19 protein-coding genes are annotated in these 19780 nt (G+C 45.8%); 13 read left to right on the top strand and 6 right to left on the bottom strand.

The window, feature by feature from the left end; genetic code table 11:
• The first annotated feature begins 187 nt into the window (after positions 1–187).
• The 3 genes from ACN5NT_RS05460 to ACN5NT_RS05470 all read left to right on the top strand — a co-directional run bounded on the left by ACN5NT_RS05460 (position 188) and on the right by ACN5NT_RS05470 (position 3299).
• Positions 188–880 (top strand): hypothetical protein, encoded by a 693-nt coding sequence (locus tag ACN5NT_RS05460; RefSeq protein ID WP_419174759.1) that lies wholly within the window; start codon positions 188–190, stop codon positions 878–880.
• A 96-nt stretch (positions 881–976) separates the two neighbouring features.
• Positions 977–1306 carry a hypothetical protein gene (locus ACN5NT_RS05465; RefSeq protein ID WP_419174760.1) on the top strand — a complete coding sequence of 110 codons (330 nt, stop codon included), beginning with the start codon at positions 977–979 and terminating at the stop codon, positions 1304–1306.
• Positions 1307–2366: 1060 nt separating this feature from the next.
• Positions 2367–3299 (top strand): DnaJ C-terminal domain-containing protein, encoded by a 933-nt coding sequence (locus ACN5NT_RS05470; RefSeq protein ID WP_136799295.1) that lies wholly within the window; start codon positions 2367–2369, stop codon positions 3297–3299.
• Between the two features lie 91 nt (positions 3300–3390).
• On the opposite strand, the gene ACN5NT_RS05475 is transcribed toward ACN5NT_RS05470, so the two are convergent.
• Both ACN5NT_RS05475 and ACN5NT_RS05480 read right to left on the bottom strand, forming a co-directional pair.
• Positions 3391–3924: a 3-isopropylmalate dehydratase small subunit gene (locus tag ACN5NT_RS05475; protein ID WP_419174761.1), complete on the bottom strand. Its 534-nt coding sequence runs from the start codon at positions 3922–3924 to the stop codon at positions 3391–3393.
• Positions 3925–3938: 14 nt separating this feature from the next.
• Positions 3939–5225 carry a 3-isopropylmalate dehydratase large subunit gene (locus ACN5NT_RS05480; RefSeq protein WP_136799293.1) on the bottom strand — a complete coding sequence of 429 codons (1287 nt, stop codon included), beginning with the start codon at positions 5223–5225 and terminating at the stop codon, positions 3939–3941.
• 211 nt (positions 5226–5436) lie between these two features.
• Between ACN5NT_RS05480 and ACN5NT_RS05485 the strand changes: the two genes are divergently transcribed.
• The 4 genes from ACN5NT_RS05485 (at position 5437) to ACN5NT_RS05500 (ending at position 10645) form a co-directional block, all read left to right on the top strand.
• A complete protein-coding gene (locus ACN5NT_RS05485; RefSeq protein ID WP_419174762.1) occupies positions 5437–7233 on the top strand; it encodes an extracellular solute-binding protein in 1797 nt (598 codons plus the stop codon).
• A 236-nt stretch (positions 7234–7469) separates the two neighbouring features.
• Positions 7470–7685 carry a cold-shock protein gene (locus tag ACN5NT_RS05490; RefSeq protein ID WP_136799291.1) on the top strand — a complete coding sequence of 72 codons (216 nt, stop codon included), beginning with the start codon at positions 7470–7472 and terminating at the stop codon, positions 7683–7685.
• Positions 7686–8186: 501 nt separating this feature from the next.
• Entirely contained in the window at positions 8187–8672 is a 486-nt protein-coding gene (gene tsaE / locus ACN5NT_RS05495) for a tRNA (adenosine(37)-N6)-threonylcarbamoyltransferase complex ATPase subunit type 1 TsaE (RefSeq protein ID WP_136799290.1), read from the top strand.
• A gap of 224 nt (positions 8673–8896) precedes the next feature.
• On the top strand, positions 8897–10645 hold the full coding sequence (locus ACN5NT_RS05500; protein ID WP_136799289.1) for a YcaO-like family protein: 1749 nt from the start codon (positions 8897–8899) through the stop codon (positions 10643–10645).
• Between the two features lie 93 nt (positions 10646–10738).
• Here ACN5NT_RS05500 and ACN5NT_RS05505 read toward each other — a convergent pair whose 3' ends face one another.
• From ACN5NT_RS05505 to ACN5NT_RS05520, 4 genes are read right to left on the bottom strand one after another with little or no spacing between them, the layout of a single operon-like run.
• Positions 10739–11164, bottom strand: coding sequence for a hypothetical protein (locus ACN5NT_RS05505; RefSeq protein ID WP_419174763.1), 426 nt, complete (start codon positions 11162–11164; stop codon positions 10739–10741).
• Positions 11164–11565: an ATP-binding protein gene (locus ACN5NT_RS05510; RefSeq protein ID WP_419174764.1), complete on the bottom strand. Its 402-nt coding sequence runs from the start codon at positions 11563–11565 to the stop codon at positions 11164–11166. Before ACN5NT_RS05510 ends, ACN5NT_RS05505 begins: the two co-directional genes overlap by 1 nt.
• A gap of 4 nt (positions 11566–11569) precedes the next feature.
• A complete protein-coding gene (locus tag ACN5NT_RS05515; protein ID WP_419174765.1) occupies positions 11570–12712 on the bottom strand; it encodes a SpoIIE family protein phosphatase in 1143 nt (380 codons plus the stop codon).
• 21 nt (positions 12713–12733) lie between these two features.
• Positions 12734–14422, bottom strand: coding sequence for a PAS domain-containing sensor histidine kinase (locus ACN5NT_RS05520; RefSeq protein ID WP_419174766.1), 1689 nt, complete (start codon positions 14420–14422; stop codon positions 12734–12736).
• A gap of 459 nt (positions 14423–14881) precedes the next feature.
• Here ACN5NT_RS05520 and ACN5NT_RS05525 point away from each other — a divergent pair, with 459 nt between their 5' ends.
• The 6 genes from ACN5NT_RS05525 to cobS all read left to right on the top strand — a co-directional run bounded on the left by ACN5NT_RS05525 (position 14882) and on the right by cobS (position 19764).
• Positions 14882–15874 carry a cobalt-precorrin 5A hydrolase gene (locus ACN5NT_RS05525; RefSeq protein WP_167495877.1) on the top strand — a complete coding sequence of 331 codons (993 nt, stop codon included), beginning with the start codon at positions 14882–14884 and terminating at the stop codon, positions 15872–15874.
• Positions 15865–16608, top strand: a complete 744-nt coding sequence (gene cobJ, locus ACN5NT_RS05530; protein ID WP_419174767.1) for a precorrin-3B C(17)-methyltransferase — start codon at positions 15865–15867, stop codon at positions 16606–16608. Before ACN5NT_RS05525 ends, cobJ begins: the two co-directional genes overlap by 10 nt.
• 12 nt (positions 16609–16620) lie before the next feature.
• On the top strand, positions 16621–17211 hold the full coding sequence (locus tag ACN5NT_RS05535) for a histidine phosphatase family protein (protein ID WP_419174768.1): 591 nt from the start codon (positions 16621–16623) through the stop codon (positions 17209–17211).
• Positions 17208–17756, top strand: a complete 549-nt coding sequence (gene cobU / locus ACN5NT_RS05540) for a bifunctional adenosylcobinamide kinase/adenosylcobinamide-phosphate guanylyltransferase (protein ID WP_419174769.1) — start codon at positions 17208–17210, stop codon at positions 17754–17756. The genes ACN5NT_RS05535 and cobU overlap by 4 nt, the downstream gene beginning before the upstream one ends.
• Before the next feature lie 35 nt (positions 17757–17791).
• A complete protein-coding gene (cobT, locus tag ACN5NT_RS05545; protein WP_419174770.1) occupies positions 17792–18859 on the top strand; it encodes a nicotinate-nucleotide--dimethylbenzimidazole phosphoribosyltransferase in 1068 nt (355 codons plus the stop codon).
• A gap of 152 nt (positions 18860–19011) precedes the next feature.
• A complete protein-coding gene (gene cobS / locus ACN5NT_RS05550) occupies positions 19012–19764 on the top strand; it encodes an adenosylcobinamide-GDP ribazoletransferase (protein ID WP_419174771.1) in 753 nt (250 codons plus the stop codon).
• Positions 19765–19780 lie beyond the last annotated feature (16 nt).

Below are 19780 nucleotides of genomic sequence, written 5' to 3' on the forward strand. Positions count from 1 at the left end.
TGAACTGTATTCTTTGGCATGTCGTTTCTCCCTGTGAAGGTTATCCAAGGGATTATGACATGCCAGGGGTATCACAGAGTGACCACCCTCAAGGGTTTTTTAAATGCTGAGCTTTAGGGGTAATCAGAATAATGATTACAGTGCCGGGGGAAATCTTATCGCCCTTACCTAACATTACACATATAAAATGGAATTAGCCATATTCATAGGAATAATAATTTTAATTCAAAAATGCCTGGAGAAATTCAATATTAAGATCAGGCATAAGGAAATCACTTTAGGCCTCCTTGGTATTCTGATTGTTATTTCCGCAATGTTAGGTGCTGCCTTGTTTTCACTGCGTAGTGGCAAGTACAGCAGTGGACTTAACATGTTCTTTGTCCCAATCGCAATTTCTATGCTATCGGTTTTTGGTTTCATTAAGGCTTTCGGATCAAATGTGAAAATATCAAACGAAAATAACACATTCCAAACATCGAAAAAAAACATCATAGCCATGAGCGTTCCACTTGTCATAATGGTGTTTGCAGATTATTCCTTCAAGTTACCAATATACAAACCGAATATTTTTAAACTTAGTGAACCTTCACCAGTCATGGCAGTCACTGCCTATGTCATATTTGCAATTATCTTGGCAATTTCAATGTATTATTTTTTTAGAATCAATAAAGAGTCTTTGTGTAAAACCATCGCCTTGGCACTAACCGGCTATTTTGTTTTTCAAACAACAATTTATAGCTTGGCTCTTATTTATGGCCTTATAAAAAGATATGAAGTCAGTTATACATGTTGGGGTGGTCTTCTATCGCTATCATTTATTCCTGTGATTGGCTTCCTGGTAAGTATTTTACAGGAAAAAGACCATAATGTTAAAGTGTAACAAAAACATCAACATGGCTTCGCTAAAGCTCGACCAGTTGTGTCCAATTTATGCCAGGGAGAATAAAATATCGCTTTAATCGGGAGGTGAACTATCGTGAAAAATATCATTTTATGTCTCCTCAGAAGTATTCCTCTTTCCGCCTTAATTATTGGCTTTGGCTACCTTTACGTTTTTTTAATTATTCAAAATCCAGAAAAACTAGACTTTACTTTATTTGTATTAGGTTCAATCCCCATAGTAATATTTCTGCCAAGTGTTTTTAGCCAATCTAAAAGTGGGTGCTTGCACACACCAAAGGTTATCTTCCGAAAGGTTGATACGCTTGAGAAAAGAGGAGAGGGAAAAACGGAAAGCCTTTTCCCGGCATTAAGTTATGTTCTTGCAGGAATTATAACCTGGTTATTTAGTTCTGTAATTTATTAAAAATAAGGCATCGCAAAATGTAGAAGGAGCGCGGAAGTTCATCCGATTTAGTAGACACCAGAAATTAACTCGAATTTGATGGTGTTCGATGGCAGGAGACAACAACCCAGGAACGATCTGGAATTCTCATGAATATTTAAAACTGGAGCCAATGAAATTTAGTCCGTAGAGAGGAGTGAAGGTAAGAGAGAAAGTAACCAGAACATCTCTTTTTTTTGCTGTGTTTTTCGCTCATAATACTCCCCGGTAGCGGTATTGAGGTGAGTATCAAAAGGCTTCTATTCCCTTTACTGTATTGTCCCAGTATGCACCATTTTCCTGAACATTTTCTGGAATCATAGGCTTACTTTCCCGCAAGATATTCAGTGCTATTCCGTTAGAGCCTGAATTTCCATAGATTTTCTCCAATAGCGTTGACGTCAGCCAATGCCGCCGCCTGGAATTAACCTCCTGATGGAAGGGTGAAAATTAAAGATTCTGTTCTTAGTGTGAAGCACCGTGGTCATTTCTCTTTCAGCTCCGAGGTGGTTTGGGTCTAGCCGAACTCCTTCAATGTGCTGGCAACATACCTGGATATGCAAGTACAGGCTATTTTCTGGTAACGGCAGGTTGAAGATTTAATCCCCGAAAAGCTATATTGCTACTCTGCTACATCTGGATTACATCCCCCAGAGAGAGTTGCATTATTACTCGAATACAACATGTAGCCATCTTGATCGAGTGAGAAAAAAATTTACAAAGAGAAGCATGTTTGTTAGTGTTTCCAGCTCGTATATACACTGTAAATGGTTCCTGATAACAAACGGTTGGGTTCGCTTTAGCGTTGTTCTTATAACGATAAGCAACACTTAACCATCTGATGATAAACAGCACTTTCACTCAATTATAATTGGGTTGCCTTATGGAATTGAACAGGCAGCCTTTTTTTGTGTCTCAGCCATTTGTTTTGACAAAGAAAAATCACCTTGACTGAGAGATGGGGCATCCATATTGTGATGGTAGTGGAATGAGGCAGGTTTGGAACCGTCAATGAGACGAATTCAAATGGTGTAAAGCATAAATGGGATATTACGAAAAGTTAGGTGTTGCCAAGAGCGCAACTACCAGTGAAATCAAGAAAGCTTACAGAAAACTTGCGCTGAAATATCACCCTGATAAAACCAAGGGCGACAAGGCATCTGAAGAAAAGTTCAAGGAAATCAGTGAAGCATATGCCGTCCTTTCTGATGCTGAGAAAAAAAGGCAGTATGATACGTATGGTTCTGCAGGTTTTCACCAGCGGTATTCACAGGAAGACATCTTCAGAAATTTTGATTTGAACGACATTTTGCGCCAATTTGGTTTTGGCGGTGGAATGGGTGGGCAGCATCAATCCGGTTTTAGCAACGGCATGGGAGGAGGAAACTATAATTTCTTCAACCAGGGCAACATGCACGGAGGAGGCTGTGGTGGCGGTTGTCACCAACCTGAAAAAGGCCAGGATATGACCTATCAGATCACCGTGACACTGGAGGAAATATTGAGTGGCGCGGAACGATCCATCTCCCTCAGAAAGAATGGTCAACCTGAGCAGGTAAGCGTAAAAATCCCTAAGGGTATCGAGGCCGGAAAGCGACTGCGCCTGCGCGGAAAAGGTGGCCCTTCGAGAAATGGTGGTCCATCTGGAGACCTTTACCTTAAAGTTGATGTTGCAGATCACGCAGTCTTCTCCCGTGACGGTGAAGATCTTATCGTAACCCAGCATCTCAATTTCAGTGACATCTGCATGGGAGGTAAGGTTGAGGTTCAAACTCTTGAGGGTAAGAAATTCAATGTGAGTGTGCCTAAGGGAACCATTGATGGTGCCAAGCTGAGAATTCGAGGCTATGGGCTACCGAGTGGGCCTTTGGGTGAACGGGGCAACCTCTACGTGAAGTTGGCAGTCAGGGTGCCTGAAGAGTTGAGCGAAGACCAGCTTAAGATTGTTGAACAGCTCAAGGAAGTAGGGCTTTAGACGTATACCTGCTATTCTGGCAGCTGCCATATAAAAAAAGGGGCTTGTGATTTCGATCACAATCCCCTTTTTTTATTTATAAATCTACAAACTAGAACTTCTGGTCTGCATATGCGAGCCAGCCACCAGCGCTGACAAGATCTTTATCGAACGAATTCATATCAAATGAGCATACCACAGGTTCTCCGCCCCTGGTGGAGGTTGCTGTCATTTCGCATTTGCTCATGTCTACATCAATGGCAACATCACCCTCTATGGCGAAGAGTTTGTTGATATCTTCCTTGGGGAGTTGGATTGCCAGAATGCCGCAGTTGAACATGTTCTGACGGAAAATGCGCGCAAAGCTCTCGGCGATGATAACGTTGATATCATTGACTTCAAAAGCCCACACTGCATGCTCACGGGAAGAACCACAGCCGAAGTTCTCTCTGGCAACAACGACATTAGCGTTCTGCAGTGCCGGGGCAGTGGGGTCGAAAGCCTTGCCGTCAAGAAGAAGATCTTCGAGGAGATGTGGTTTAAGTGCTGTCTTGGTGATCTCGGTCAGATATTTTGCCGGGATGATTTCGTCAGTGTTAATGTCGTTTCTGTCAAAAAATATAGCAGGACCTCCAAACTTTTTCATGTGTATGCCTCGTATTAGTTAAGATATTCGCGGGGATCGACAATGGTGCCGGCAACAGCGGCGGCAGCTGCACTGTATGGGCTCATGAGATGAACCATACCGCCTTTACCCATTCGTCCGTTGAAGTTTCTGTTGGTGGTAGAAGCGCACACTTCGCCTTCGGCCAGAACACCGGAACTCATTCCAAGACAGGCGCCGCAGGTCGGGTTCAGAACGCAGAAACCTGCATCCATGAAAATACGGATGATACCTTCTTCGAGAGCCTGGCTGTAAACAGCCGGGGTTGCAGGAGTAACGATTCCGCGCACGCCATCGGCAAGTTTCTTCCCTTTAAGGACCTGGGCGGCATCACGAAGGTCTTCAATTCTGCCGTTGGTACATGAACCGATATAAATCTGATCGACAGGGGAGCCGGCCAGTTCCTGAATGTCTTTGACCTGATCAGGTTTGAAGCCGTGAGTAACCTGTGGTGAGAGTTCAGTCACATCGATGGTCAACACCTGTTCATAGTCAGCGTCTGGATCTGAGTGCCATTTCTGGTAATCTGCAACGGCGTCATCAATTGTGGTGTACTCATCTTTGATAAACGGCCAGAGGTACTCAGCGGTAACCTTGTCCGGCATGCAGATGCCACAGGTGCCGCCAGCCTCGATTGCCATATTGCAAAGGGTCATACGAGCAGCCATTGACATGTTGTCTACAACCGGTCCGACAAATTCAATAATCCTGTCAGTTGCCCCGTTTACTGTGATTTTCTTAATGATTGCCAGAATGACGTCTTTGGCGGTTACACCGCGGCTCAATTCGCCCTCTAGTACCACTTTCATGGTTTTAGGGGTTCTAAAAGAGCAGACACCCTTGTAAATGCCAACTTCGAGGTCAGTGGTGCCGACACCTGCTGCAAAAGCACCGAAAGCGCCATGGGTGCAGGTATGCGAGTCTCCCATAATAATAGTGTAACCTGGGCGGACGAAGCCTTTTTCCGGGAAGAGAGCGTGGCATACACCGTTCTGGCCTACGTCAAAAAAGTCCTTGATCTGGTGACGCTTGGCCCAGTCGCGCATGATTTTGCCCTGGGTTGCAGTCTTGGAATCTTTGGCAGGGGTTACATGATCGATAACTGCCTTGATTTTGGTGTTGTCAAAAACCTTGTCCATACCTTTTTCGACCAGATCCATAATGGCGATAGGAGTGGTGATTTCATGGCACATGACGACATCTAGATCGAGAACCATATTTTCCGGGGTCGGTTGGTCTCGCAAGTGAGCTTCAAATATTTTCTCAGCTATGGTTTTTCCCATGAGTAAGCTCCAGAAGTGTTGGGGTGTTGAATGTTGCAGTACTGTAAACATGCAGGATGCACTGTAGCTGCGTAATGACGAAATGCACCTAAGACAGCGCACGAAAGATAAGTAGGTTCGACATAGTACCCCAAAAATGCTATTCTTTCCAGAGTATAATTCTCTTAGTATTTCTGAATCGTTACATTTTTCTTCAAGGTTAAAAAAGCGAATGCGCCATTTTCTTTCTGTAATTCTGTTGTTTATTCTTACTCTCGCAAATGGGAGCACAGGTTATGGTGCTCACGGTATCACCCTGAACGGTGAACTGCGCTATCCCGCTGATTTCGAACAGTTCGAATATACTTCATCCGATGCGGTCAAAGGCGGTGAGCTGGTGCTCCATGGCACAGGAGGGTTCGACAAAATGAATCCTTTTACCCTGAAGGGCACGGCTCCCGACCTTATTGAGATGCTCCTTTTTGATAGCCTTGGAGTCGCAAGCCTTGATGAGACTTCTGCAGAATATGGTCTTATAGCCCAGGATATTGAAGTTGCTGAAGACGGTCTCTCCATGGTGTATACCATTAACCCGAAAGCACGGTTCAGCGATGGAAGCCCGGTAACTGCTGAAGATGTAAAATTTTCCTTCGACACCTTGAAAGGCCCTGAAGTACATCCTTTTTATCCATATTACTATCGTGATATTAAAGAAATACTGGTTTTAGACGAGATGAGGGTACAGTTGTCGTTCAGCCAGCCGAACAGGGAATTGCCAATGATCGCGACCCAGGTCCCGGTAATGTCTCGGGCGGGCTATGAGGATGGCGAGAGTAGAGACGGATTTCCCAAAGCGCCCATTGGCTCCGGACCGTATGTGGTGGGAAAGGTAAAGCCGAACAAATCTATTACCTATACACGAAATCCTGATTATTGGGCCAAAGATCATCCGACCCGGAAAGGGATGTTCAATTTCGATAAAATTACCATCGAATATTACAAAGACTCGGTGGTAGCTGTTGAGGCCTTTAAAGCCGGCGAGTTTGATATCCTTTCCGTTTATATTGCCAAACAGTGGGCCAGGGATATGGATGGCCCTGCATTTTCTTCAGGTCGGTTGAAGAAGGACTTGTTCCCGCATGGGAATAACGCCGGTATGCAGGGTTTTTTGATGAATAGCCGCAGGGAGCTTTTCAGTGATCGCAAGGTTCGTCGGGCAATAGGGTTGGCCTTTGATTTTGAATGGACCAACGAAGCACTCTTTTATGGTCAATACACCAGGGCCGATTCTTTTTTCAGCAATTCCTATCTGGCAGCTAGACAACTGCCGGAGGGACTGGAGCTCGAGTACTTAAACGAATATCGGGATACTCTGCCTGCAGAGGTCTTTAGCACTCCGCCGGCGCCACCAGCGGCCAGAGACTGGCGGGAACTGCGGGATAATCTACAGCAAGCCCAGGAGTTGCTCAAGGAAGCGGGATATGTGGTGAAAGACCAGAAACTGGTTGATAGCCAGGGGAAGCAATTTGAGTTTGAAATTCTTCTGGTTCAACCAACCTTTCAGCGGGTGATGGCCCCTTTCGTACGTAATCTTGAGAAGCTTGGCATGAAGGTGCAGTACAGAGCAATTGATATGACTCTTTACAGCTCGAGATTGAAAAAATTTGATTTTGATATGATCGTTATGAGCTATGGTCAATCTATGTCACCGGGCAATGAGCAGAGGAATTTCTGGCACTCGGAGGCAGCTGACAAAGAAGGGTCCAGAAATTATGCAGGAATACGTTCTCCGGCAATTGATGGTCTGGTAGATAAGGTTATTTATGCGCGTAATCAGGAACAATTAACAGCGGCTTGCAAAGCTCTGGATCGGGCACTCTGGTACGGCTATTATCTGGTGCCCAACTGGTATATGAGCGGTTACAGGATTGCCTATCGCGATAAATTTTTTATGCCTGAAGTGTTGCCAAAGTATTATTCTCCCAGCGCTTTATTTATGACCTGGTGGAGCCGTGAAAAGGCTGAATAGTTGAAAAATACAATTGTCTAAGCGTTTGAACACTATCTGGCCTCTGTCTCCCACTTTCGCTAAGCCTTCAAAATAGTGTGCTAAATGTTCGTTGCACCCTTGACTCCCTAACCTATTATTTGATATGAAGGAAAGTGTCCCCTAACGTGTTATGGGGCACGGTAAATCGGGCGCGGCCCGTTCTTTTCCGGCGCGACGGAGGACTTCCGTCGTATTAATAATGGGAGGATTTTCGGATGTCAGATCGTGTGAAAGGCAAGGTCAAATGGTTTAATGCAAGTAAAGGGTACGGTTTTCTGGAAAGGCCAGACGGGCAGGGTGATGTTTTCGTGCACTACAGCGCCATTAAGGGAGACGGTTTTCGCAGTCTCGAAGAAGGGGAACCGGTAGAATTTTCAGTGGCTAAAACTGAAAAAGGTCTACAGGCTGAAGATGTCTCAAAAGTGGATTGAGCGTTTTCAGTACAATGATTGCATGCCCTGACAATCGTAATGCACCATTGTCAGGGCATTTATTTATCTGATTCCCTATGAAGCCTCCAGGAATTGCGCTGGAGGCAGGCGCAAGGCAACAGGGCATATGGGATACATTTCGAGGTGAAATGTTGAGTAAATTAAATAGAATATCCTACAACCTTGAACAACCGTTTAATAGCGAATCGGTATGATGAAATGTTGCTCCTCAACTCTTTCTCCAAACCCATCACAACTCTTAATTGAGGCCTGGCGCTAAACATACATGTTCTATATGTCATTCAATTTAGGTATGTGTTTCTTTTAAACAGCCTCAGCTTTCTGCTCCTCTGGTGGTTCCCAATAGATCCCTGATTTGTCCGAAAGAATATTTTCATCGCGATAATGATACATATCTTGTATGTTCACAGGCCGAAATTACGTGCTAAATGGATCGAATTTCCGCATATGTAAATATACCCGCCCATAGAAAAAACTGTTATGCAATCAATACGTTTCTCATTAACTAGCCGTGAGGAGACCGAGAAATTCGGTTTCTCCCTTGGGGCGTCTGCAAAGCCTGGTGATGTCATTTGCCTCGATGGTGATCTCGGTGCAGGTAAGACCACACTTTCCCAGAGTATAGCCAGAGGTGTAGAGGTACCTGGAGATTGTTATGTCACCAGTCCATCATTTACCATCTTTCATGAGTATCCTGGCAGAATTCCGATGTACCACATGGATTTTTATCGCCTGGGAGACGCTGCGGAGGTGGAGGATCTCGGCTTTGATGAGTATTTTTATTTATCGGGTCTCACCGTCATTGAGTGGGCTATTCGGGCTGAAGAAATACTGCCTGAAGAACGCCTGCACATCATGATTGAAGTATCCGGAGACGAGTCGCGCGCAGTACAGTGCCTGTTTGCCGATAAGAGATGGCGTGAGCTTATCGAGAAAGCGTTGGATGATGCAGGTGTTTCGCAATAATCTGCGGGGTTGTTGTACTTTCAATTATATGAATGAAAATGAAAGGCTAGGAGAAAAGATCAATTGCAGGCATGTTTTCCTGGTACTGATAGGCACATTTTTGTACATGAAAATGCATGAAAGAAATGAAAAAAAGACCACACTGTGGTACTTTGTGAGCGTTTGTTTATAGCTGGTTATAATAACAGGAACAATTCAAAACTCGAAAAAGGTTTTAATACATAATGAAAAAGAAGACCCTGCAGTTTAATGACTGTCTCAAAACATTCACCAGGGATCAGGATAAGGCGATCAGCCCGGAAGATACCCTGAAGAGATTTTACCAACAGGTTGAAAAGCTTGACGTTAATATCATGAACGAGATTAACAGGATCGACAACGGAAGGCTCGATATCCCTGTTTACTTCAGTGTTTGTGGTGAAGATGCAAGTAAATTGACTGGTACCAAGAAGCAGATGGGTAAAGGTGCTTCTCCGGTTCAGGCAGAGGCGTCCGCCTGTATGGAGCTTGCCGAGCGCTTTTCCTTCTTTTCATTCAAAAACGATGCAGGCAACTTTATCACCGGTGATTATCCGCAAATGATAAAAGCGGGTTACCCGGTTATGTCCATGGAGTTGCTGCTTGAGTCGGTTCATGATACGACCACACCGGTTGCAACTCTTGAGAAGTTACTTGAAGGCATTCCAATGCAGTGGACCTGGTCCACCAATATCACCACTGGAGAGAATGTCCTGGTGCCTTTCTCCTGGTTTTTTGCAATCAATGAGTTTAACGGCCCATCCTCCGGTAATACCTATGAAGAGGCTGCCTTGCAGGGGCTCTGTGAGATCATTGAGCGTCATGTCTGCTCCCTGATTGATCATCAGGAAATAGAGACACCGCTCATAGACCCCGCTTCCGTAAAAGATCCGGTTGCCAAAGAGTTGCTTGAGAAATTTGAGAAGAACGGCATTGAGATGTATCTCAACGACTTCACACTCGATACCGGCATATGTACCGTAGGTGCCCTGGCTATCGATCGCTCCACTTTTCCTGGGTTGAGTGAGATAGTCTACACTGCCGGAACTTCTACCTGCCCTGAAAAAGCAGTAATCAGGGCAGTGACTGAGGTTGCCCAGCTTGCTGGTGACTTCAACAGTGGTGCAAACTATGTTGCCTCCGGTCTGCGTAAGCCGCTTTCCATGGATGAGGTAAAATATCTTACCGAGTCTTCAAAGTGTACGACCATTTCGAAGATGGCAAATCTCACCGATAACAACATGAGAGTTGAGCTTGAGAAAAGCATCAATGCGCTCAAAGAGCGGGGAATGCAGATTTTCATGATGGATGTAACCCATGAAAAACTGGATATCCCGGCATTGTACACCATTATTCCCGGTGCGCATTTCCGTGAGAGATCAATGGTTCAGGATGTTGGTCTTTTTGCAGCCAAGTTGCTGTTTGACCTGGTAGATGACCCGGAACTGCTTGAGAACAAGATGCAGCAGATGGAAGGCCTCATGCCGGAAGCGTACTTCCTGGAGTTTTATCGTGGTAAGAACTTCGTGACCATGGGCTTCCCTGAATCTGCCATTGCTCATTTCGACAAGGCACTGACCTTGAACCCCGAGCAGGAAGATCTGCCATACATATACTCCTATAAGGGCCACTGCCTGAAAGAGATGGAGAAATACGACGAGGCGATCAAGGTGCTGAAGCAGGGCACTGATGAAGATGATGAGCGTCCTGATCTACACAATATGCTTGGCGTATGCTTTTTTAAGAGAGAAGAGCATGAGACCGCAATCTATCATTTCAAGCGGGCTGTTGAGCTGAACCCGGCTTCTGGTATCGACTACGCAAACCTGGGCGTGAACTACAGCAGATTGGGAAAAAGGGATGAGGCTATCGAATATTTCACCGTCGCCCTGACCATAGACCCGTCGCTTGACTTTGCCAAGCAGGAGCTCTCCGGCCTGATGAAGGCAGAGTAGGGAGAACAGCGTCTCTCACCCTTATGAAATATAAAAAATCCGGGTCGCGACACATCGCAACCCGGATTTTTTTTGGTTCGAAAAAGAAAAAAGCTATTTTGGTATCAGGCTGGAGAGGCCTTCTTCGACCGACTGAAACGTTACAATTCTTCCCAGATCATCTCGAAACCGGGTGCCTGTGCTGGTGTCTGTGCTGGGTTCACCAGAAAAATTCGAAGTAATAATCCCATAACGCCTTAAAACATCCTTCACTGTCGGCTGCAAGCCGCATAATGCGAGGACGGAAATCTTCTTATCGACAATCAGCGAGCAGAACAATCCGATAAGTTTGGAACCTATGATATTGAATCCAGAGAGGTCAAGAAAAAGAAATCTATCAATTTCCAGCAGGGGATGACTCTCGTTGGCCGAGAGGAACTGTAATGCATTTTCCATATCTTCCAGGCCGTCTTTTATCGATTCAAACTCTGAAGCGCGAATAATTGTGACTCGACTGTCACTCATGGTGATATCAGTCATTAAAGCCTCTTTGCACGAAACATAAATGTTATGGCGTTCCCTTTATCATTGAAATGTAAAGAGTCTGCGTAGCATTTCATGCCATATAGTCCACGCCCCTGTTTTTGGGATAAGGGTGGTGGTTCTTCCGGTATGTCGGGTCTGAATCCTTCCCCCTCATCTGTTACACTGTATGTGTATGTATCTTTATCATGCCAGCACCGGATGGTTATTATCTTATGTTCCTGTTGTTTGTTGCCGTGTTCATAGGCATTTTCTATTGCCTCCATCAGGCAAAATTCTATTCGGTCTTTGATCTTCTGGTCCAGTTTTTGCCATTTGAGGTAACCGATCCGGAACTCATGCAAAAAGGAGGAGATGGCGTGGCGTTCGGTACGGATAGATTTTGTGAATACAATCATTTCTCTATTTTCTCTCAAGTACCAGCAAAGTCAGATCGTCACTGGCGGTGGCCCCGGCCAGGAAACTGTTTAGCTCCTTTGCCAAGTTAGTCAATACCTCCTGACAATCTATGAATCTGTTAGCAGACGTCAAGGACGAGATAAGCCGATCACGACCGAAAATCTCACCATCACTTCGAGATGACTCAACAATACCATCAGTATAAAGAATGAGTCTGTCGCCCTGTTGGAAGGTAAACGAAATCTCCTTGTATGGTGATGAACTCACCATGGCAAGTGGCAGACCGTTGAGTACCAATTCATGTATTCCTGAATTGTTGACCAGGAGCGGGTAGGGTTGTGCCGCATTACTCATGGTGCAGATGTCAGAAGTAAAGGCAAATGCTGAGGCTGCAATGAATTTTTCCGTGGTTAGCAGACCGCAAAGATCAGTATTCATGGTATCAAGGACTGCAGCAGGGGAATTACCATTATTTTTAATCTGATGCAGAAGGCCGATAATTCGCATGGAGATAAGGGCAGCAGATAGACCGTGACCACAGCTGTCGCCCAAAAATAACGAAACGGTACTATCGCTTTTACGAGTCAGAAAAAAATCACCTGATACAGGGCCATGGGCCTTATTGTAGACGCACGCCTCGATACCGATCTCATTGAACAGTGAAACTGTAGAGTGTGCATCCGTCAGGAATCTGGCCTGAATACGCGCCCCATCAGAGATATCTTCCTTAACCCTGCGTTCAAGGTATCTGTTACGAAGCAGGGTCTTAACCCGGGCGACTAGTTCTTCTTCGGCGAAAGGTTTTTGGAGGTAGTCGTTGGCACCTGCATCCAGGGCTTTGACGATGCTTTTAGTTTCAGTCCTGGCGGTCAGCATCAGGACGGGTATGTCCTTCAGGTTGGCATCCGCTTTCAGGCAGGCCAGCATCTCAAATCCATCTATAATCGGCATCATGATGTCGAGCAAAATGATGTCGGGGATGATGTCTTTGGCGATAGTGAGTCCCATCTCGCCATTTTCGGCATTGTAGATAGGGAGATTCAGGTGTTCGAGACTGATGGCACAGATATCACGGTTTATTTCATTGTCATCGACAACGAGAATACCGCCGTTTTTCCTCGAGGGAATGGTTTTGAATACCGCCATATCAATAACAGCCTGTTCCGGTTATTTCTTTTTTTTCTGCAGCCACAGGGCTTTGGTGAGGTTTTCCTCTGAAACCAATCCTTCTTTTAAAAGGATCTGGCCAATTTTTTCAGGTTGTTCAGATGTAGGAAGCGTAAAGTGAAATGAGGTAAGGCCGTTCTCGCTCTCTGCCCAGATGATTCCGTGCATATCGTTGAGAATCCGCCTGCAAATGGAGAGACCGAGGCCTGTTCCACCTGCCCCCGTTCTGGTGATGCTGCTCTGATAAAATTTATCGAAAATCGCTTCCGATTCATTCTTTGGAATGCCTATTCCTGTGTTGATTATAGTCGTGCGCAGGCAGTCTGAGTTGTTTAAAGCCTTGTCTTTATGGAAGAATATTTCAACAGTACTGCCAGGTGTACTGAACTTGAGAGCATTGGAGAGAATGTTTCTGATTACCTGACCAAGGCGTTGCCTGTCAAAGCTGGCAACAGGTTTAAAGGGTGGATCATTAAGTTTAAAGTTGATCTTCCTTTCTTCAGCAAGGGGTGTGAATTCTGCCAGCGCCTGAGAAAACTCTTCACGTATATCATCAAAGCAAAAGGTGTACTCCATTTTGCCCGCCTCAAGCTTGGAGAGATCAAGCAGACCGTCTATGAATGGAAACAGTCGATGGGCAGATTTACTTATCTGGTTGAAGTAATGGCCGAGGTCGCTTCTGGGTGAATCCTGGTACTTTTTCTCGCCATATCTTGAGTAGCTCAGTATGGCGTGTAAAGGAGTACGCAATTCATGGGACATGTTGGCGAGGAAATCACTTTTGGCATCGTTGGCTCTTTCCGCTGCCTCTTTGGCCAGACGGAGGCGTTTTTCATAGATCGCTCCTTGGGTGATATCGCGATCTATCCCTCTAAAACCTGCAAACAAGGTCCGGTTTCTCAGGGTCTTGAAGACCGGTTCGCCGCTGGACTGCATGGTGATTTCCTGACCATCTTTGTGTTTGAAAGTGTAATTCCAGTCTTTAAATTTTTTTATCTGTAAATCTCTGGTTTGTATTTCAGAGAAAAATTTATCGGCGGTAGCCGGATTGCGTAATAAAAGGTATTGGTGGCCCAGCAATTCTTCAGGACTGTAACCAAGGATTTCATAGCATTTGGGGCTGGCATAAGTGTACAGTCCATTGGCGTCTATTTCCCAGATAAAATCACTCGTGGTTTCAGTTAGATTGCGAAACCGCAGTTCGCTTTCCTGCAAAGCCTTGAGGGCCGATTGGTGTCTTCGAATTTCTCTTCTCAATCTTTCATTGGTTTCTATCAGATAGCTGCTGTTTGCTTCAGTGCGACTTGACGAAGTTGAGAGTTGATTTTGGTCAGCAGGAGTGCTGTCTTTTTCTGATCTTTCAACAACTGCTATCGGCTTGGTAATTGTGAAGGTAAATATTCTCTTGGTGACAGTGCTGTCATCCGCAAAAGAAGCGTGAGAAATGATAGTTTTGGGAAAATTCCTTTGAATTTCAAAACTCCAGAGAGGCCAACCAATTTTGAGAGTGGTAAACGAATTTGTATGGGCCAGTATATCCTTGCGGAAGGAGTCATCTTTGAAAACATCAGAGAAATCAGACAGAAGATCGAAAATATTTCTCTCAACAATTTCAATTTGTTCTTTGCCGCAGAGTTTACTGAATAAAGGGGTGCAGTAATGAATAGACAAGGATTGACTTGTTATCACAACTGCTGTCTGCTCGGGTAAATATGCCTCCAATTTTCCAGATAGATTGCTAAATGAGAAGGTTATAGGATGAACACGCAATGTGACCATGGAATACTGTGGAATATGTCTGTTCATGGCACGTATGTGCTTAAAGAATGGTACTATTTTCGTTGGTAAATCAATGAAAAGTCAAGGAGAAAAACATATATCAAGACGTGGAGCAAACAGGGCAAAGTTGATGCCAGATATACAAGCTGTATTTGATAGGTAATTGATGAAATAACAATTTTTTCATCAAGAACATGATCAGGCTATTTCAGGCTCATTTCACTTGCACCAGATGGGATGTGTGCTATCTATTCATTCACAAAAGCTTAATCGAAAGAACTGAATAGGATCAGGTGCAACAAACTATGTTCCTTGGGCCAGGCCAAACTATTTGTAAACATTTTGTCGAAATTCTTGAGAGATTAGATTTTGAAAACATGCATTATTTATAAAACCGAGGGCGGCAGGGCAATTGCGGAAAGGATTGCTGCTTCGCTTGAGGGTACCACTATTCTGCCCCTTGAAGAAAAAGTCGCTCTTCAATTATCCCACGCCTGGCATGAATTTGACGGCATTATTTGTGTAATGGCTGCGGGTATCGTTGTTCGTTCAATTGCTCAACTTATAAAAGACAAACTGACCGATCCCTGCCTGATAGTACTCGATCAGGAAGGCAGGCATGTGATCAGTTTACTTTCGGGTCATCTCGGTGGGGGAAATGCACTTGCTTTAAAAGTAGCAGAGATCACAGGAGGGACTGCTGTGATTACTACAGCAAGTGATGTGCTGGGTAAAACCGCGCTGGATCTGTGGGCAAAGAGAAACTCTCTGTCGGTGGACAGCAAGGATAAATTGACCAGGGCATCTGCCAAGATGGTAAATGAAGGCTCCGTAACAATTTTCAGCACCCTGGCACTTGATTTCTTGCCCGCAGATATAGTGAGATACGATGAAAGGGATACGGCTGATATTGTCGTAACCATTAATAAATACATGACATCAAATGCGCTCTGTTGTATACCAAGAATCCTCTACATCGGCGTCGGCTGTAACCGTGGAACCGGGGTAAATGATATTGCAGAGTCGTTTGGCGAATTGTGCGATGCACATGATATCAACCCGAACGCTGTCGCCGGATTGGCAAGTGTCGATGTGAAGCATGATGAGGAAGGAATTTTGGCTTTTGCCGAATCGATAGGTTTGAAGCCGGACTTTTTTTCCCGAGATCAGTTGAATGGTGTTAAGGACGTTTCTTTTTCAGCGGCGGCAATGAAAGCAGTTGGTGTTCAGGGTGTTGCTGAGCCGGCAGCTCTTCTTGCTGCACAGGCTGATGGTTCTGAGGCAGAACTTATTGTACGGAAGATGAAGTGGAAAGACGTAACCCTTGCAGTAGCGGAAAGGAAAAAGAATAGATGGGAATGATACACGTAGTTGGTACGGGTCCCGGGGCAGTAGCAAGCATTACTCCGGAGGCAGTCGGATGCATTCAGGATTCAGATATTGTTATTGGCTATTCCACCTATCTGGATCTCATCGAGCCATATCTTGATGGCAAGAAAGTTATTTCTTCCAAAATGATGCAGGAGGTGCAGCGTTGCAACACAGCATTCGATGAAGCTGAGAAGGGCGCAGTCGTCACCATGATCTCAGGAGGCGATCCGGGCATTTATGCCATGGCGGGACTGATCTACGAGATAGCCGCCGAGCGGGACACCGATGTGTCCATCAACGTGGTTCCCGGGCTTGCGGCGCTTAATAGCTGCGCAGCCCGGCTTGGTGCACCGTTGATGCATGATTTTGTGGCGATAAGCCTCTCTGATCTGCTGACGCCAATGGAGCTTATCGAAAAAAGAATTGAGGCTGCGGCTTCTGCTGACTTTGTGATCGTTCTCTATAACCCGAAGTCAAAGCGCCGTACCGCCCACATTGAAAAAGCTCAGGAAATTATCAGCAAGTATCGTGATCCTGACACTCCTGTAGGTATCGTCACAGCGGCCACCAGGGAACATGAGACTGTCGTGGTAACAACCCTGAAGGATATGCTTGCTGAAGAAATTAACATGCAGTCCTGCGTGCTCATCGGTAATAGCTCCACTTTCACCTGGCGCGACAAAATGGTGACACCCAGAGGTTACAAAGACAAATACTCACTCTGATACGGAGTCGATATGCCGAAGACGCTATACCTGATGCGTCATGGAGATACTGGGGCAGGGGGTAGATTTATAGGCAGTACAGACCTGCCGGTGAGCCAAAGCGGATTTGCCAGGATCGACACCACTGCCGAGATGCTACGGGAGACCGGCATCTCAAAGGTTCTCTGTAGCCCAATGCTTCGATGTCGCCAGACTTTTGAGAGAATTGGGCTCGCTTGTGCTGTTGATTTTCAGGAAAACCTGCGTGAAGTTCATTTTGGTCTCTGGGAAAACAAAACGTTTTCCGAAATAAGCAAGGAGTGGCCGTCCGAGGTGGACTCGTGGGCTTCCTGGTCAGAAGAGTTCCGTTTTCCAGGGGGAGAGAAGACAGCCGATTTCCTCAGTCGTATTCAATCCATCAAAAGATATATAGACGACCTTGATCAGGAAAAAGTCCTGATTGTCAGTCATGGTGGTGTTATCAGGCAGTTGATTTGTCTCTATCTCGGTCTTTCTCCGGTCAATTATCTCTTATTCGATATAAAAGCGGGCTGCTATTCAACCCTCACACTTTTTAGTGAGGGCGGGATACTCACTACGCTTAATTCAGGGTATTCAGCATGAGCACATTTACACTGGTTACGGGTGGAGCGCGTTCAGGAAAAAGCTCCTACGCTCTGGAACAATGTGAAGAGCAGGGCCGGAATCGTTGCTTCATTGCCACCTGCCCCGTGATTGATCCGGAAATGGATGATCGCATCAGGGCTCATAAGCTTGAGCGCCAGGGCAGAAACTGGCATTCCATTGAAGAAGAGGTCAATCTGGCCGCAAAATTGGACGGACTTCACCAATCGCAAGTTGTACTTATTGATTGCCTTACGCTATGGGTGAACAACCTGATGTACCGCTCTTCACAAGTTCAAAAGATTTTTGGCGAGCAGGAAATAAAAGCTGAGGCAGAAAAGCTGCTGTCTGCCATAGAAAGATTTCCCGGCCATGTTTGCTGTGTAACCAACGAGGTTGGATTGGGCATAGTGCCTGACAATGCTCTTGCACGTAAATACAGGGATCTGGTCGGCAGTTGCAACCGCTATCTTGCTAAAAATGCAGACGAAGTTATACTTGTTTCCTGCGGGATACCATTGGCTTTGAAATCCCGCAGTAACTGATTTAAACCGAGAATCACCAACAACGGATATTAGGTATGGGTTTACTGGAAACAACCAAACAAGCAATTTTCCCACAAGATTCAGAAGCGCGCGAGCTGGCAAAGGCGCGGCTTGATAACCTGGCTCTTCCCCATTGGGCACTTGGAGATATAATGGATCTCGGTCTTGATTTGGCTGGGATTACTAAGACAATCACGCCTGAGATCAAAAAGAAGGCTATTGTCACCATGGCTGGTGATCATGGCGTGGTGGCGGAAGGGGTCAGCAAGTTTCCAAGCGAAGTAACTCCCCAGATGGTTTACAACTTCGTACGTGGCGGTGCCGGTATCAATGCCCTGGCACGACAGGCGGGTGCGGATGTATTCGTGGCCGATATGGGCGTTGCCGCCGATCTCAGTGAGCTTGCCAGGGATGGCAAAATATTCGATAAAAAAGTTGGCTTTGGCACCAATAATATTGCTGCAGGTCCGGCGATGAGTGACGCCATGGCGCGCAAGGCTTTAGAAGCCGGTATCGAGATCGCCAATGAGCTTTCGAAGGAGTACGACATATTCGGGACCGGCGATATGGGGATCGGCAATACCACACCATCAACCGCAATCGCCGCAGTATGTACCGGAAAAGATGTTGCTGAGCTGACTGGCAGAGGTACCGGGCTTGATGACGATCAGCTCCTGCACAAGATCGAGGTGGTGAAAAAGGCCATCGAGATCAATAAGCCGGATCCCAAAAACGGAATTGATATCCTTGCCAAAGTAGGTGGTTTTGAAATTGGCGGAATCGCAGGTCTGATTCTGGGCGCCGCGGCACACAGAAAACCAGTGGTTATCGATGGTTTTATTTCTACCGCAGGTGCTCTTATTGCCTATAAAATTGAACCGTTTGTACGGGACTACCTCATCTTTGCCCATCGTTCTGTTGAGCCGGGGCACAAGCACATGCAGGAAGCGCTGGGTTGCACCAGACCGTTGCTCGATTTGAACTTTCGCCTCGGTGAGGGAACTGGAGCAGCCCTTGCCATGAATGTGGTTGAAGCGGCTGTCGCTGTCATGACAGAGGTGTTGACCTTTGAAGAAGCTGCAGTTGCCGGCGCAGACAAGTAGGCTGCGCTGAACTCATTTCATTTCTAGCAATGTAAAAAATGTTCTTCCCTGTCTGTCCTTATAAAAAGAGGATGTTTCTGGAGGCAGGGAAGCGTTGCTTCATATAACAGCCCCAATGCAGGCTTTAAGGGGCGTAAAAGGAAAGGGCCATTATGATTCCGTTCTTTACTGCCTTACGATTTCTTACAGTGATTCCAATATCGTGGCGTGCTGAGCGTGATGGCGAACTTTTCAAGCAGAGCATTTACTATTTTTCCCTTATTGGTTTATTGATAGGCAGTTGTGGCTGGTTACTGGTATCAGCGCTCGGCTTTATTCTACCCAACTCCTGTGTTGCCTTTTTTGCTTTATTCTATCTATCTGCAATATCCGGTTTTTTGCATCTGGACGGGCTTGCCGACAGCGGTGATGGGCTTCTCAGCTATCGACCAAAAGATGCTTCGCTGAACATTATGAAAGATAGCAGAACCGGTGCCATGGGGGTCGTGGTATTGATGATGGTGCTGCTGGGCAAATACTCTTCACTTTCAAGCCTTCCTGTTTCAACTATTGCTCTAGCCGTATTCTTTATGCCCCTCGCTGGTCGTACTGCAATTCTGGTAACCATGGCGGCGAACAATTATGCCCGACCTGAGGGAGGACTTGGTGGACTGTTCTATTCCTCACGTTCGTTAAAGGCAGCTCTTGCCGGATGTTTGCTGTTATTTGTTGTCGCAACTTTCGTCGCTGGCCTGAAATATGCCGCAGTTGTGGTTTGTTGCATGTTATTCACCGTGTTGATTTTTTCCCTGTTCTGCAGAAAGCGGATAGGAGGAGTAACGGGTGACACCCTTGGGGCGATGTGTGAGCTGACAGAATTGGCCATTGCTCTTGCAGTAGTTGTGATGTTTACCATCAATGGCTGAAAGAGAATTGCATTCG

Origin of the sequence: Desulfosediminicola sp. (assembly GCF_048381775.1) — a bacterium.
GTDB classification, from domain to species: Bacteria; Desulfobacterota; Desulfobulbia; order Desulfobulbales; family Desulfocapsaceae; genus Desulfopila; species Desulfopila ganghwensis.